This is a genomic window from Virgibacillus sp. 6R, from assembly GCF_001895305.1.
GTDB classification, from domain to species: Bacteria; Bacillota; Bacilli; order Bacillales; family Amphibacillaceae; genus Virgibacillus; species Virgibacillus pantothenticus.
In genome coordinates, this window is the sequence record NZ_CP017762.1 from 2,381,197 (window position 1) to 2,395,932 (window position 14,736).

Sequence of the window (14,736 nt, forward strand, 5' to 3'; positions counted from 1 at the left end):
ATCCTTTTTATAGACCAATGATTGTCTAGATAAAATGGATCGGAACTCAATGATAAATGAATTTCTGCTTGGATAGATGAGTAAATGGAGGTAGTCGTAAAATGGCGGATCAACAACGTCCAAAAGTACAGGAAATTAATCTCGGACAAGAGATGCGTACATCGTTTCTGGATTATGCAATGAGTGTTATTGTTTCTCGTGCATTGCCTGACGTCCGTGATGGATTAAAGCCTGTACATCGAAGAATATTATATGCAATGAATGATTTAGGAATGCATGCAGATAAAGCGTATAAAAAATCAGCACGTATTGTCGGAGAGGTAATTGGTAAATATCATCCACATGGTGACTCGGCTGTTTACGAAGCAATGGTGCGGATGGCTCAGGATTTCAGCTATCGGAATATGCTAGTAGATGGACACGGGAATTTTGGTTCAGTTGATGGTGATTCAGCAGCAGCCATGCGTTATACAGAAGCAAGAATGTCAAAAATATCCATGGAATTACTACGAGATATTAATAAAGATACGATTGATTATACCGATAACTATGACGGCTCGGAACGAGAACCAGTTGTTTTCCCCGCGCGTTTTCCAAATTTATTAGTGAACGGTGCTTCTGGTATTGCAGTAGGTATGGCAACGAATATCCCGCCACATAATTTAGGGGAAACGATAAATGCTGTACTCGCATTAAGTAAAGATCCTGATATAACCATTGATGAACTGATGGAAGACTATATTCATGGTCCTGACTTTCCAACAGCGGGACAGATTCTTGGCCGCAGTGGTATTCGCAAAGCGTATGAAACAGGTAAAGGCTCGATCACCATTCGGGCAAAAGTTACGATTGATGAAACAGCAAATGGTAAACCAAGGATTATTGCTACAGAATTACCATATCAAGTAAACAAAGCGAAATTAATCGAAAAAATTGCCGAGCTTGTTCGAGATAAACGGATTGATGGAATTACGGATTTGCGTGATGAATCAGACCGTGAAGGATTAAGAGTAGTTATCGAGCTTAGACGTGATGCCAATGCGAATGTTGTATTAAATAATTTATACAAGCATACAGCATTGCAAACAACGTTTGGTATTAATATGTTGGCACTTGTAGGTGGACGTCCAAAAGTGCTAAACATAAAACAATGTCTTGAACATTATTTAGAACATCAAAAAGTGATTATTAAACGCAGAACAGCATTTGAATTACGTAAAGCAGAAGCTCGTGCTCATATTTTGGAAGGGTTGCGTATTGCGTTAGATCATTTAGACGAAGTTATAAAACTTATTCGTAACTCCAAGACAGCAGATGTTGCTCGTAACGGATTAATGGAGCGTTTTGATTTATCTGAGAAGCAGGCGCAAGCTATTTTGGATATGCGTTTGCAACGTTTAACTGGCTTGGAACGGGAAAAAATTGAAGATGAATATAAGGAATTAAAGAAACTAATTGAAGAATTAAAAGCGATTCTTGCAGATGAAGAAAAAGTATTAGAAATCATCCGTGAGGAGCTTACCGAAATTAAAGAACGTTTTAATGATGATCGACGTAGCGAAATAGTAATTGGCGGCAGTGATTTCTTTGAGGATGAGGATTTAATCCCAGAAGAAAATATTGTCATTACGTTAACCCATCAAGGTTATATTAAACGTCTTCCTTCCTCCACGTATCGTACGCAAAAACGCGGTGGTCGCGGGATACAAGGAATGGGAACGAACGAGGATGATTTTGTTGAACATCTCGTTTCCACTTCTACACATGATACGATTTTATTCTTTACCAATAAAGGAAAAGTATACAAAGCGAAAGGTTATGAGATTCCTGAATTTAGTCGAACGGCGAAAGGGATACCAATTATTAATCTTTTGCAAGTTGAAAAAGGTGAATGGGTCAATGCGGTCATTTCTGTTAATGACTATCGGGATGATCAGTTTCTATTCTTTACAACGAAGCATGGTATTTCGAAACGTACGTCCTTAGCGCAATTTGCGAACATCCGCAAAGGCGGGCTAATAGCAGTAGGTCTTCGTGACGAAGATGAGCTTATATCGGTTCGCTTAACGGATGGAACAAAGGATATTATGATTGCAACGAAAAACGGTTACCTTATTCGTTTTCCTGAGAAGCAGGTCCGTCCTATGGGAAGAAATGCAGCCGGGGTAAAAGGAATTTCGTTACGAAAAGATGACGAAGTTGTTTCTATGGAAATTCTACAAGAGGATGCAAAAATTCTCCATGTAACTAATAAAGGTTTTGGTAAGCAGACACCAGAATCAGAATATCGAATTACGAATCGTGGCGGAAAAGGAATTTTTACTTGTAATTTAACCGAAAAAACGGGACATGTCGTAGCAGTAAAGGCAGTGTCTGGAGAAGAAGATTTGATGTTAATTACGGTTGCTGGTGTGCTCATTCGTATTCCTGTAGAAAGTATATCGGTAACAGGTAGAAATACGATGGGGGTTCGGCTAATTCGTTTGCATGATGAGGAGGAAGTAGCAACGGTTGCTCGAATTGATCCAGATGAGGACGAAGAGGAACAGGAAATTACAGATCATGAAGAAGAAGCATCAGAAGAGCCAGAAAGTAGTAATGAATAAAATGTTGATGCGGCTCACTAACCATGTATGATGTGTAAATAAATTGCAATTGGAGGGCTCGGTTGCCCTCCGTTCATGCATGTTCCTTTCATTTAATTATTGTAAAAGCGATTACATTTAACAGTTAGTGGGGCTTTATTCATCTTAGGGATTGTTATTATCGAGAATGGTATGATCCTTAAAGGTCTCTAAATCGAATTAGACATTGGACATGCAGTTAGATTACACGCTTCTCCATCAGGGATTCACATCACAGAATAGAAAGGCAGGACCTACTGCCAGTTACATACGCGATACATGTATTATAAAGATACATGAACTTTACTCATTTGGGAGGGGGAATTCCACGTGTGGGTGAAATCCAATGAATTGTCACCAGGTTGTGTCTTGCTTCGGGATGTAAAGGGAAAATCACAACGTCCATTAATTCCTAAAAATACAGTGATTACGGAGGAACACATTACGGTCCTGCATAAATTTTTAATTGAAACAGTAGATGTTTCTCCGAAAAAGGCTAGTGGTGAAGCATGGCGTAATGATAATAAGAAAACAGAACAATCAGCACAACCTGCCACTTCTTTTGAAAGGCATTATCATTATATTGTGCACCAATATAAAAAAATGTTTGTTAAATGGCAGAACGGAGCCGGGGTTGATATTACAGAGGTACGGGCTTTATTTTTACCAATATTAGAAAAAATGGAAGAAGTTAATAAGTTTGTATTTAAGTTACATCAATATGCTAAAAAAGAAGATTATTTATATCATCACCATATAGCGATGGCTATTTTAGCAGCGTATGTAGCATATAAATCAGGCTATCCAAAAGGAGAATGGCTGCAAATAGGCCTAGGAGCTTTGTTAAGTGATTGTGGAATGGCTCGTATTTCTCCAGAAATAATTCATAATAAATCAACGTTAAGTGAAGCAGAAATGGAAGAAATAAAAAAGCATCCAACGTACTCCTACCGATTAACAAAAAACCTACCAATTTTGAAATCAGAAATAAAGCAGGCTATTATACAGCATCATGAACGACTTGATGGTAGTGGTTATCCATTAGGGTTAACAGAAGGAAAAATCAATCGTTATGCACGTATTATTGCTGTTTGTGACACGTATCATGCAATGACAAGCGAACGATGGTACCAGCAAAAGCAATCCCCATTTCAAGTGATAGAAGTACTGCAAAAAGAACAATTCAGCAAACTTGATCCAGAAACCATTCAATCATTTATCCAAATCATGACTCATTTTTCCATTGGAACAAGGGTAAGGCTATCCAATCAAAAATTAGCAGAAATCGTATTTACCGATCACCATAAACCGACGCGTCCCATGGTTCGTCTGGATGAAAATAAGCAGATTATTGCTTTAGACAATCATCCACAGCTGTTTATTGAAGAATTATTGTAATTGAATAAGGAGAAACTTCAAATATGGAGCGTTCTTCATCCCCCTACGGATTGTTAGTATTGTAAGGGTATGACCTAAAAGTTTCTAAACCAATTTGGACATTTCACTTACAGTCGAATTTCACGCTTTCCACTAAGGTTCACCACGTAGTAGGAAAGAAACGGAGACAAAAGCATTTTTATTAAAGTAAAATCCAAACTATTATAGAAATGATAGATGATACATTTAACCCGCTTCTGGAAATATGCGTCGTTACGTCGGGCGCTTTTGAGCTTCATCATGCGAACGCGCTGCTTGGTCTCGCCGATGCCTTTCCTCCCGCAGGCGTATACATCTATTTCCGGAACAAAATGACTACACCATTCACTTTTGAAATTACTAGCATCATTATCTTCCAACCGCAGTTACATGCGGGATAAATGAATTAACTATGCTTTTGCTTATATAATTCAGCTGTCAATAAATAAGGAATTTTATAAGCCGTTACTTGTAAAAATTGCTTAATATATGGAAAATCGATATCCGGTTTATTGACAAAGAGATCGCCCCACCATTCTGTTTCATAACGACAAAGCATACTTAAATTGTAAAGCACCAAATAGTGAACCATCACTTCATGAATCGGTAAATAGTCTTCCCGATTGATAGGGAAAAATAATTGTTTTGTTTGCTGATGCATAAAAAAAGGACCATGCGGTTCCGTAATAGGATGCTCTACCTCCATTCGAATCATTTGCTGATCTGAGTCTATATATTTAATCGGCGGCAAATAAGTCCGAATGCGCCGAATAAAAGCAGTTTCCGTTAGATGGTAGTTATCCAACAGACTGATTGGAAATTCAAACAGCGGCGATGAAAGACTTCCTACCGCAACTAAATGTGGGTGGTAATCCAATTGAAAAAGAGCTTGCATTTCTGGAATAAGTGCCAGCAACCCTTGCATGCTGCGTTTTTCAAAAGGAATACGTTGATGGTATAAGTGCTCTGAAAAATATGGGAATAGCCCATTATGCTGTATTTTTACTTCATCATGCAGAAAACGGTAATTCTTTTTCTTCTTTTTCCTTGCTGTCACGCCATGAGCCAGCAGGTTGGTGGATTCTGGGTATTCAGGTCGTCTTGTCAATAAGCAAGCCTTAATGAGATGAACCATTCCATAAAAATATAGAATAGGTTGCATGAATGGTTCAGACTGCCCCCCTTGCTTATAAAAACGGTTCCCGTGATCCATGTAATAGAGAAAGGCATTACAATTTTCATAACTCTTCATTTCCGCATCTGCCACATTGTGTTGCACATAGCAATGGTGCAAATAGGATTGGGCGGTCTGCTGTGATTGTAAATATCTTAAAAAAATCTCCTCTATACTCATATGAAACAACCTCATAACTATGCAAAAATTTTGAATCCATTTACTTTTTATTTCCATTAAAATCGGGTTGAAAAAGCCACTCTATTGGCGTATTGTATATAAAAATAGCTTTACTTTAGTTTGTGTAAGTACGGATTTACCATACATGTATTTTTCTTCTAGCTTCACATATAGTTATGCACAGGAAACAGGTTACAATTTTAAATCTAAAAAAGGAGGATAACGGATGCGTGAAGATAAGTTTGCTAAAGAAGGTATAACATTTGATGATGTGTTATTGGTGCCTGCCAAGTCCGAAGTATTACCAAAGGATGTGGACGTAAGCACAAAACTAACGGATAAAATCAAATTGCACACACCACTAATGAGCGCAGGAATGGACACGGTGACAGAGGCAAGCTTAGCCATTGCGATGGCTCGTCAAGGCGGTATCGGGATCATTCATAAAAATATGTCCATTGAAGAACAGGCTGAACAGGTGGATCGCGTGAAACGTTCTGAAAGCGGCGTTATTACAAATCCATTCTTTTTGACCCCAGAACATCAAGTATATGACGCAGAACATCTGATGGGGAAATTTCGCATCTCTGGAGTGCCAATTGTAAATAATGTTGAAGAACAGAAGTTGGTAGGTATTTTAACGAATCGTGATCTCCGTTTTATCCAAGATTATTCAATAGCTATTTCCGATGTTATGACAAGTGAACAGCTTGTGACTGCTCCAGTTGGTACCACTTTAGAGGAAGCGGAAAAAATTCTGCAACAATATAAGATTGAAAAGCTTCCACTAGTAGATGGTAACGGCATATTAAAAGGCCTTATTACTATTAAAGATATTGAAAAAGTAATTGAATTTCCTAATGCTGCAAAGGATGTACAAGGAAGGTTATTAGCAGGAGCTGCAGTAGGTGTTACTGGAGACGCAATGAAACGGATTGAAAAGCTTGTTGAAGCAGGTGTAGACGTAATTGTGATTGACACCGCCCATGGGCATTCTAGTGGGGTGATTGAACAAGTGAAAGCAGTAAGAAAAATGTATCCAGATTTGGATATTATTGCTGGAAATGTGGCAACAGCGGCAGCAACAGAAGCCTTAATTGAAGCTGGAGCATCCATTATTAAAGTAGGAATTGGTCCAGGGTCGATTTGTACGACAAGAGTTGTAGCAGGTGTCGGTGTTCCACAAATTACTGCCGTTTATGATTGTGCAAAAGCTGCAGCAGCATATGGTGTACCTGTTATTGCAGATGGAGGCATTAAATACTCAGGTGACATTGTAAAAGCTTTAGCAGCAGGAGCACATGCTGTTATGCTTGGAAGTATGTTTGCAGGGGTTACCGAAAGCCCTGGAGAAACAGAAATTTTCCAGGGTAGACAATACAAGGTCTATCGTGGAATGGGATCTGTAGGTGCGATGAAAGCAGGCTCTAAGGATCGTTATTTCCAAGAGGATTCAGAAGTTAAAAAGCTCGTCCCTGAGGGAATTGAGGGTCGAGTAGCTTATAAAGGACCGTTAGCAGATACCATCCATCAATTAGTCGGTGGTCTTCGTTCTGGAATGGGGTATTGCGGTACGCCGACTATTGAAAAATTACGCCAGGATGCACAATTTGTTCGAATTACAAATGCCGGTTTAAGGGAAAGTCATCCACATGATGTACACATTACCAAAGAAGCACCAAATTATATTGTATAAGTGCGTGTGCAAAAACGAGGTAAAAAATATCAAGTTCGGCTAAGGTCTCAAGCGTCCATGAAACAGAAAAACACTTTTTCTGTGTGCGGTGTATTGCTGTTATAGCTTTTCGTATCCTGTTCAGGCGCCTATACTAACCCATCTTGTGCACCTTGAGTTCACGGCGGTGAAGTTTCGAGTAGTGCGCTTGTACAATGATGTATTGATTTCTATAATTGCACAAGACGTGGTCGATTTTAGTAGAATACAGCAGATACATGAGCACTAGTATAGGTATCCTTGAAAACCCATTCTCATGCAGGAAAAGGGGTAATCTATTTCCAAGGAACGGAAAAACAAGCCAACTAGAAACGTTGATGTGCCATTGTTCGTACATTTTTTGAACAATCTGTATGAAGATAGCAACAAAAAAATAGATGTGGGATACATCCCCATCTATTTTTTTATCTTTTAATGTGGTAAAATATCTAAGTGCACGAAAAAATGTGTACGCTATTCTTCGTGTGTTTGTTCAAAAAAGAAAGACCGATATGTTGGGTAAAGGATCTAGCAAGGTTACTGTTGATAGTAGAATCGCTGTACATAACTAATACTGTCAACGATATCGGCAGCAAACTTTTTGGACAGCCACTTATAGAAAAAAAGGTTAAACTACAGTTGGGGGTACAAGAAATTGAAACATGTTATTCAAAAGAGTTTCTTCATTTTTCTGGCAGTTGTTGTAATGGCGTTTTCCATAGCAGTACAGCCATTATCAATCCAAGCTGCAGAAGTAGATCTTGAAGCAGAATCTGCTATCTTGGTAGATGCAAATACAGGGAAAATTCTATTTGCTAAAAATGCAGATAAATTGTTTCCTCCAGCTAGTATGACCAAAATGATGACAGAGTATTTAGTATGGGAAGCTGTTGAAAAAGGTCAAATCAGCTGGGATACAACAACACAAATTAGCGACTACCCATACAGCATTTCGGCAGATTCAAATTTCTCCGGAATTGGATTAAAGCAAGCGAAGGAGTATAAAGTAAAAGATCTCTATCATGCTATGGCGATTTACTCGGATAATGCAGCTTCCATTGCTCTTGCTGAGCTTATTGCAGGTTCAGAAGGAGAATTCGTCAAATTAATGAATAAAAAGGGCGAAGAGATGGGACTCAAGGATTTTGAATTTGTCAATTCAACTGGAATTGAAAATAAATCGTTAGGAGACAATCATCCAAAAGGGACAGACCCAAATGGTGTAAATTACCTTTCTGCAAAATCCGCTGCTTTACTAGCCTACCATCTTATTCATGATTATCCAAAGGCGTTGGAAATTTCAAGCAAGCCGACTGTGGAATTTGATGGACAGGAGCTTCGTAATATAAATTGGATGCTGCCGCATGACAAGGCTAATTTTAAGAAGTTCTATTACGAAGGCGTAGATGGTTTAAAAACAGGTTATACAGATTTAGCAGGGTATACTTTTACAGGAACTGCCAAAAAGGGAGATCGTCGCTTAATATCTGTTGTGATGAAAACAGAAAGTGAACCAAAGCGCTTTGAACAAACTGCTAGATTATTAGATTATGGTTTTCAAAAATTTGAAGACACGGAAATTTTCCCTGCTGGATATCAACTGGAAGATAAAGCCACTCTTCCAGTAGCAAAAGGAAAAAAAGATGATGTGCGTATATCAATCGCAGAATCTGTAACTTTACCGATTAAACCAGATGAGAAAGATTCATATGAAATAGAATATACGATTGATAAAGACAAATTGAATAAAGATGGTGAATTAACCGCTCCTGTTAAAAAAGGTGAAAAAATCGGCACGGCGCAAATTACTTATAAAGGTGAAAATGACTATGGATATATCACCAAAGATAGTAATAGCACAGTAGATATCGTAACCGATAGCGCTGTAGAGAAATCCAATTGGTTTATGTTAACAATGAGTGCAATAGGTGATTTCTTTGCTGATCTATTCCATACAGTGGTAGACTGGATTAAAGGTTTATTCTAAGAACACGCGATGAGAATAAGATTAGGGGGAGATAGCTTTGTCAAATATAGGAACAGATCGTGTAAAACGCGGCATGGCAGAAATGCAAAAGGGCGGCGTCATTATGGATGTTGTCAATGCAGAGCAGGCAAAAATTGCTGAGGAAGCAGGAGCAGTAGCCGTTATGGCGCTTGAACGTGTGCCTTCCGATATTCGGGCAGCCGGTGGGGTCGCTCGAATGGCAGATCCGACTATTACAGAGGAAGTACTTGGAGCAGTATCCATTCCAGTAATGGCAAAGGCACGGATTGGGCACATTACGGAAGCTCGCGTGCTAGAAGCAATGGGTGTGGACTATATTGATGAAAGTGAAGTCTTAACCCCTGCTGATGATATTTATCATATTAATAAATCAGATTTTACAGTTCCGTTTGTTTGTGGATGCCGAAATCTTGGTGAAGCTGCCCGTCGTATAGGAGAAGGCGCTTCTATGCTAAGAACTAAGGGAGAACCTGGTACTGGGAACATTGTAGAAGCTGTACGCCATATGCGTCAGGTACAATCGGAAATTCGTATGTTGACAGCAATGTCTCGTGATGAGGTCATGACATATGCAAAGGAAATCGGTGCGCCATTTGAATTATTGCTCGAGATTCGTGAAGAAGGCCGACTACCTGTTGTTAACTTTGCAGCAGGAGGTATTGCTACTCCCAGTGATGCAGCACTTATGATGGAATTAGGAGCTGATGGTGTATTCGTAGGCTCTGGTATATTTAAATCAGCAAACCCAGCTAAATTTGCAAAAGCCATTGTTGAAGCAACAACACATTATCAAGATTATAAATTAATCGCAGAATTATCCAAAGATCTTGGAGAGGCGATGAAGGGTCTTGATATGGGAACGATTGAGGCTCATGATCGGATGCAAGATCGCAGCGAGTAAGAAAGAAGGAATTTTCTTATGACAACGATTGGTGTACTGGCATTGCAAGGAGCAGTTCGCGAGCATATTCGATCTATTCGAGCATGTGATGCTCAGGCAATAGAGATAAAAAGAAAAGAACAGTTAGCGGAAATAGATGGTTTAATTTTGCCAGGTGGTGAAAGCACGACCATTAGACGGTTAATGGATAGCTATGGTTTTTTCACGGCCATTCAAGATTTTGCACGTCAAGGTAAACCAATCTTTGGCACATGTGCTGGAATGATTATCATGGCCAAATTGATTCAGGGACAAGCAAAAGCGCATCTTGGTCTCATTGATATGACAGTTGCCCGGAATGCATTTGGACGTCAAGTGGCAAGTTTTGAGGCAGAAATCAACGTGGCTGGTATTGCGGACGACTTCCGTGCAGTGTTTATTCGTGCTCCATATGTGGTGGAAGTAGGGGACGACGTGGAAATTCTTGCTGCGTATAAAGAACATATTGTCGCTGTTCGTCAAGGACCATTTATAGCTACAGCCTTTCACCCAGAATTAACGGATGACCATCGGTTAATTTCCTATTTTATGGATATGGTAGCTCAAGCCAAATAATAATTTGTTTATGCCGGTTGCGTACGTATAAAAAATCAGCTATGATAGAAGATAATAAGAAGACATAAACAGTATTGACAGGAAATAGTAGTAGTTTGTTTTTCAGTAGAGAGTCGGTGGTTGGTGGAAATCGATGTAAAACAGCTATGAATCCATCCTTGAACTGGTTTATCGAACACTTTGATAGAGTAAATAAACCCGGTTACGTGCCGTTATCACGATAAGCTGGAAGAGTGCAGTGATGTGTTCTTCAATCAGGGTGGCAACGCGGGTAAAGCTCTCGTCCCTAATCTAATGGGACGGGAGTTTTTTGTGTTGGTAAGCTACGTATCACGTTTATAAACGTAATATAAAGAAAAATTCATTTTTAATTCATATAAGGAGGCAGTAAATATGCTGGATATGAAATTTTTACGTCATCATTTTCAAGAAGTAAAGCAAAAGTTACAACATCGTGGTGAGGATTTATCAGAACTGGATCACTTTGGTGAATTGGATGAAAAACGTCGTCAGCTGATTTCAGAAACAGAACAATTAAAGGCAAAGCGAAACGAAGTATCGAAGCAGATTTCTGTGTTGAAGCGAGAGAAGAAAGACGCAGAGCCAGCCATTAAGGAAATGCGTGAAGTAGGCGATAAAATTGCTGTTTTAGATAGTGAATTAAAACAAATTAATGAACAGCTGGAGCAAATCATGCTATCCATCCCTAATATTCCTCATGAAAGTGTCCCAGTTGGGGAAGATGAAGAGGATAATATAGAGGTTCGAACTTGGGGAGAGAAGGCGGCATTTACCTATGAGCCAAAGCCTCATTGGGATATAGCAACAGATTTGGATATTGTTGATTTTGAACGGGCAGGAAAAGTAACTGGAAGCCGGTTCGTATTTTATAAGGGACTTGGTGCAAGGTTAGAGCGTGCATTATGGAATCTGATGATGGATGTACATGTCGATGAACATGGCTATGAAGAAATGCTACCTCCACAAATTGTGAACCGTACTAGTATGACAGGAACAGGGCAACTACCTAAATTTGCTGAAGATGCATTTAAGCTAGAAGAATGGGATTATTATTTAGCTCCGACTGCAGAAGTACCAGTAACGAATTATTATCGTGATGATATTTTAAAGGTAGATGATTTACCGAAAAAATTCGCTGCCTTTAGTAGCTGCTTTCGTTCTGAGGCAGGATCTGCGGGAAGAGATACAAGAGGTCTTATCCGTCAGCATCAATTTAATAAAGTCGAGCTTGTCCATTTTGTAAAACCTGAAGAATCGTATGAAACATTAGAAAAGTTAACGAATCACGCAGAGAAGATATTACAATTATTAGAGCTTCCATATCGTGTGATGAGTATGTGTACAGGGGATTTAGGTTTCACAGCAGCCAAGAAATATGATATTGAAGTCTGGATTCCGAGTCAGCATACGTATCGTGAGATTTCTTCTTGCTCTAATTTTGAAGACTTCCAGGCAAGACGTGCCAATATTCGTTTCCGTAGAGAACCAAAAGCAAAACCGGAATTTGTCCATACGTTAAATGGATCTGGTTTAGCCGTTGGCCGTACAGTTGCCGCTATTTTAGAAAATTATCAGCAAGAGGATGGAACGATTGTTATTCCAACTGCATTACATCCTTATATGGGTGGGAAAGAAGTCATTCAATAAGCGAAGTCAACCATTATCCATATGGTTTGTCGAATCTTTTGTGTGTCAACCAAATGATAAGTAGAAGAGAAAAGTCGCAACTCATTTCATAAACGACAGGTGCAAAAACAGCTAAAGCACCTTATTTCAACAAGGGAAACAAAAAGCTTGAAAGATAACAGCAAATATCCGCGGATGCAAAAAGTTTAGGCTTAATCAGCGTTTCATCCGCGGATAAAGTTATTTTGATTGCATAACGACTACGAACATTATTCTATTTTTAATGGGGCTTTTTCTGCTCCTTCATGCCATTCCAGTTCAAATTCAAATTCATATTTTCCATTTCTTTCTTCGAGTTCGATTTCCACTGTGACAGATTCTGCTGGCTGTACGATTTGTACTGTTCACCTTGGTGAAGCGTAAAAGAACCTTCTTCTTTTAATTTTGTCGCAATGGTTTGGAGCATCACTGCTGCCTGGTCTCTTTCCATTTTTTTCTTATACTTCACCAGCACGTTCGTTCTGTTTCTATTAGCCATGACGACACCCCCTCCTTTTTGCTTTATATATAGTATTCTTCTACAAAAAAGTGCAAAACCCTCTTAAATTCGAGTTTTTATAGAGATTGTTCAAAAAGTAGGCTCTATACTAAAATAGTACATTACTGCGTCGTTTACCGGTACTCTTTTGAAAACTTAACATATTCCAACTCTTAATTACGTTGAAAGTTATAGCTTTATTTATTCTAACAATCATAGTTTATAGTAATAGACTTAACTTTTATTTAGAATGCGTTTTGAAACAGCCTTTCGTCGATTTCGATATTTTGTGCCCATAGTAGTCATTCGGCGATAATAATACCTTCTTTTTATCAAACATTGAACCAGTTATCCGCCCCTATTAAGGATGTTTTTCTTCCTGTGGTAAAATATACGTGAAGGAGGATGAGTATTATCAAATGGCATGGTTATATGTTCTCTTCGCTGCTATTGTTGAAGTGTTTTGGGTGATTGGTTTAAGATATTCGCAAACATTTTGGGAATGGATTGGTACGATCATAATGATTATTTTCAGCTTCTACTTTGTGATTAAAGCATGCGAAAAATTACCTTCTGGCACTGTCTATGCTGTTTTTACAGGTTCTGGAGCTGCTGCTATTGTATTGATTGACTTTATTGTTTTTGGAGCAGATTTTTCGATTACAAAACTAATTTTTATCGGCTTAATTATTATTGGAGTAGTGGGGATTAAAATAACGACAGACGAGAAACAAGAAAAGTTTAAAACCCCTTCAGACGGAGGAGATTAATTTGGCATGGGTGTATCTTATTATTGCAAGCCTTGGAGAAATTTTTGGTGTCATGAGCATAAATTTTTATAATCAGAAAAAAAGCATTGGGCGACTATTTGCTGTTGTTATCACTTTTGGATTCGGATTTTATTTTTTGTCATTAGCAATGAAGGAAATTCCACTAGGAACGGCATATGCCATTTGGACAGGATTAGGGGCAGCTGGTGCTGTCTTAATGGGCATCCTCTTTTTTAAAGAGTCGGCAGGGTGGAAACGTATGTTATTTCTAAGTTTTATCATTGCGGGGGCGGTAGGTTTAAAAGCGATTGAATAAGTGAAGCAAAGAAGATTGTGTATAAGTAAAGCTGTTTTGATTGTAAATTCGTACAGCTATATATGAAGAATTGTAACTACTGGAAAGAATCTAAAGTGGAAATATTGAGGGTTATAACAGTGTCGTGAAAAATCTGACACATGTCTATTTAAAAAACTATTTGACAGGTAAAGGAAACCGTAGTATGATATAAAACAATATCCTGAAAAGTAAATATAATATTACTTCTTATTCAGAGAGGTGGAGGGAATTGGCCCTTAGAAGCCTCGGCAGCGGACTATTGATAGTACTGTGCCAAATCCAACAAGCAGGTAAGCTTGAAAAATAAGAAGAGGATCCATAGATTGGAAATCCCTTCTTAATCACATAAGGAGGGATTTCTTTTTTTATAAGATAAGAAACCAGCATGGCTCACCTAGAGCGCGAGCCACCATCTATCATGAAAAAACTTTTGCTTTATAATGTTTAGATTCTGAAATACTACCTAAGATAAATAAGTTATATAATGGTAAATAGCGTTTTTTTCATACAAAAGTATAAAATTAGATGCTTGGGGATAAAAAAATAACTGGATAGCCACGTCCGGCTCCATCACCCAGCGACTAGGCCGCCCTACGATAAGTCATCATCGTCGCTAAGAGGAAGGCCGTCTAAAAACGGGCTTGCCGCCCACACGTCGGCATACCCCCTGTTAGTGGCATGATTCCTTTATCTTTAGTTGATTCGTTCCATTCGCTACGTTGCTAAACGGGCGCCCCGAGCCTTTGTTCGATAATATAGGAAAAGAGTTATATAAATTTATGACCTTGAACCATTAGAGTGACACGGAACTTAACGCGTGTAGCATGTTAATA

Annotated in this window: 11 protein-coding genes, 1 pseudogene, 1 riboswitch and 1 other annotated feature; of the genes and pseudogenes, 9 read left to right on the top strand and 3 right to left on the bottom strand. The window is 38.7% G+C overall.

Features of this window, described 5'->3' with window-relative positions:
• Positions 1–101: 101 nt before the first annotated feature.
• Together gyrA and BKP57_RS10715 are read left to right on the top strand one after the other, a co-directional pair.
• Positions 102–2,606, top strand: a complete 2,505-nt coding sequence (gene gyrA, locus BKP57_RS10710; RefSeq protein WP_050350578.1) for a DNA gyrase subunit A — start codon at positions 102–104, stop codon at positions 2,604–2,606.
• A 348-nt stretch (positions 2,607–2,954) separates the two neighbouring features.
• Complete coding sequence (locus tag BKP57_RS10715; protein WP_072741518.1) at positions 2,955–4,022, top strand: HD-GYP domain-containing protein; 1,068 nt, start codon at positions 2,955–2,957, stop codon at positions 4,020–4,022.
• A gap of 424 nt (positions 4,023–4,446) precedes the next feature.
• Here BKP57_RS10715 and BKP57_RS10720 read toward each other — a convergent pair whose 3' ends face one another.
• A complete protein-coding gene (locus BKP57_RS10720; protein ID WP_072741519.1) occupies positions 4,447–5,394 on the bottom strand; it encodes a YaaC family protein in 948 nt (315 codons plus the stop codon).
• A gap of 226 nt (positions 5,395–5,620) precedes the next feature.
• On the opposite strand from BKP57_RS10720, the gene guaB reads away from it, so the two are divergent.
• The 5 genes from guaB (at position 5,621) to serS (ending at position 12,279) form a co-directional block, all read left to right on the top strand.
• On the top strand, positions 5,621–7,090 hold the full coding sequence (gene guaB / locus BKP57_RS10725) for an IMP dehydrogenase (protein WP_050350575.1): 1,470 nt from the start codon (positions 5,621–5,623) through the stop codon (positions 7,088–7,090).
• Between the two features lie 673 nt (positions 7,091–7,763).
• Positions 7,764–9,095, top strand: coding sequence for a serine hydrolase (locus BKP57_RS10730; protein ID WP_050350574.1), 1,332 nt, complete (start codon positions 7,764–7,766; stop codon positions 9,093–9,095).
• A 37-nt stretch (positions 9,096–9,132) separates the two neighbouring features.
• On the top strand, positions 9,133–10,017 hold the full coding sequence (pdxS, locus tag BKP57_RS10735; protein WP_072741520.1) for a pyridoxal 5'-phosphate synthase lyase subunit PdxS: 885 nt from the start codon (positions 9,133–9,135) through the stop codon (positions 10,015–10,017).
• Positions 10,018–10,035: 18 nt separating this feature from the next.
• Positions 10,036–10,611, top strand: a complete 576-nt coding sequence (gene pdxT, locus BKP57_RS10740) for a pyridoxal 5'-phosphate synthase glutaminase subunit PdxT (RefSeq protein WP_050350573.1) — start codon at positions 10,036–10,038, stop codon at positions 10,609–10,611.
• A gap of 65 nt (positions 10,612–10,676) precedes the next feature.
• Positions 10,677–10,902: a binding site (T-box leader), on the top strand.
• Between the two features lie 102 nt (positions 10,903–11,004).
• Complete coding sequence (gene serS, locus BKP57_RS10745) at positions 11,005–12,279, top strand: serine--tRNA ligase (protein ID WP_050350572.1); 1,275 nt, start codon at positions 11,005–11,007, stop codon at positions 12,277–12,279.
• Positions 12,280–12,527: 248 nt separating this feature from the next.
• Here the strand turns inward: serS and BKP57_RS23425 are convergent, their stop codons facing one another.
• On the bottom strand, positions 12,528–12,626 hold the full coding sequence (locus tag BKP57_RS23425) for a hypothetical protein (protein ID WP_399478975.1): 99 nt from the start codon (positions 12,624–12,626) through the stop codon (positions 12,528–12,530).
• Between the two features lie 38 nt (positions 12,627–12,664).
• A pseudogene (locus BKP57_RS23430) lies at positions 12,665–12,796 on the bottom strand (amphi-Trp domain-containing protein); the annotation flags it as partial.
• Positions 12,797–13,215: 419 nt separating this feature from the next.
• Here BKP57_RS23430 and BKP57_RS10755 point away from each other — a divergent pair.
• Positions 13,216–13,566, top strand: a complete 351-nt coding sequence (locus BKP57_RS10755) for a DMT family transporter (protein WP_050350570.1) — start codon at positions 13,216–13,218, stop codon at positions 13,564–13,566.
• A 1-nt stretch (position 13,567) separates the two neighbouring features.
• On the top strand, positions 13,568–13,882 hold the full coding sequence (locus BKP57_RS10760) for a DMT family transporter (RefSeq protein WP_050350569.1): 315 nt from the start codon (positions 13,568–13,570) through the stop codon (positions 13,880–13,882).
• A 225-nt stretch (positions 13,883–14,107) separates the two neighbouring features.
• A riboswitch (SAM riboswitch) is annotated at positions 14,108–14,213 on the top strand.
• The last annotated feature ends 523 nt before the right edge of the window (positions 14,214–14,736 follow it).

Bases quoted from the DNA above. Each gene is read 5' to 3' on its own strand.
- gyrA (WP_050350578.1), top strand. From the start codon at position 102: ATGGCGGATCAACAACGTCCAAAAGTACAGGAAATTAATCTCGGACAA.
- BKP57_RS10720 (WP_072741519.1), bottom strand. From the start codon at position 5,394: ATGAGTATAGAGGAGATTTTTTTAAGATATTTACAATCACAGCAGACC.
- guaB (WP_050350575.1), top strand. From the start codon at position 5,621: ATGCGTGAAGATAAGTTTGCTAAAGAAGGTATAACATTTGATGATGTG.
- pdxT (WP_050350573.1), top strand. From the start codon at position 10,036: ATGACAACGATTGGTGTACTGGCATTGCAAGGAGCAGTTCGCGAGCAT.
- serS (WP_050350572.1), top strand. From the start codon at position 11,005: ATGCTGGATATGAAATTTTTACGTCATCATTTTCAAGAAGTAAAGCAA.
- BKP57_RS10755 (WP_050350570.1), top strand. From the start codon at position 13,216: ATGGCATGGTTATATGTTCTCTTCGCTGCTATTGTTGAAGTGTTTTGG.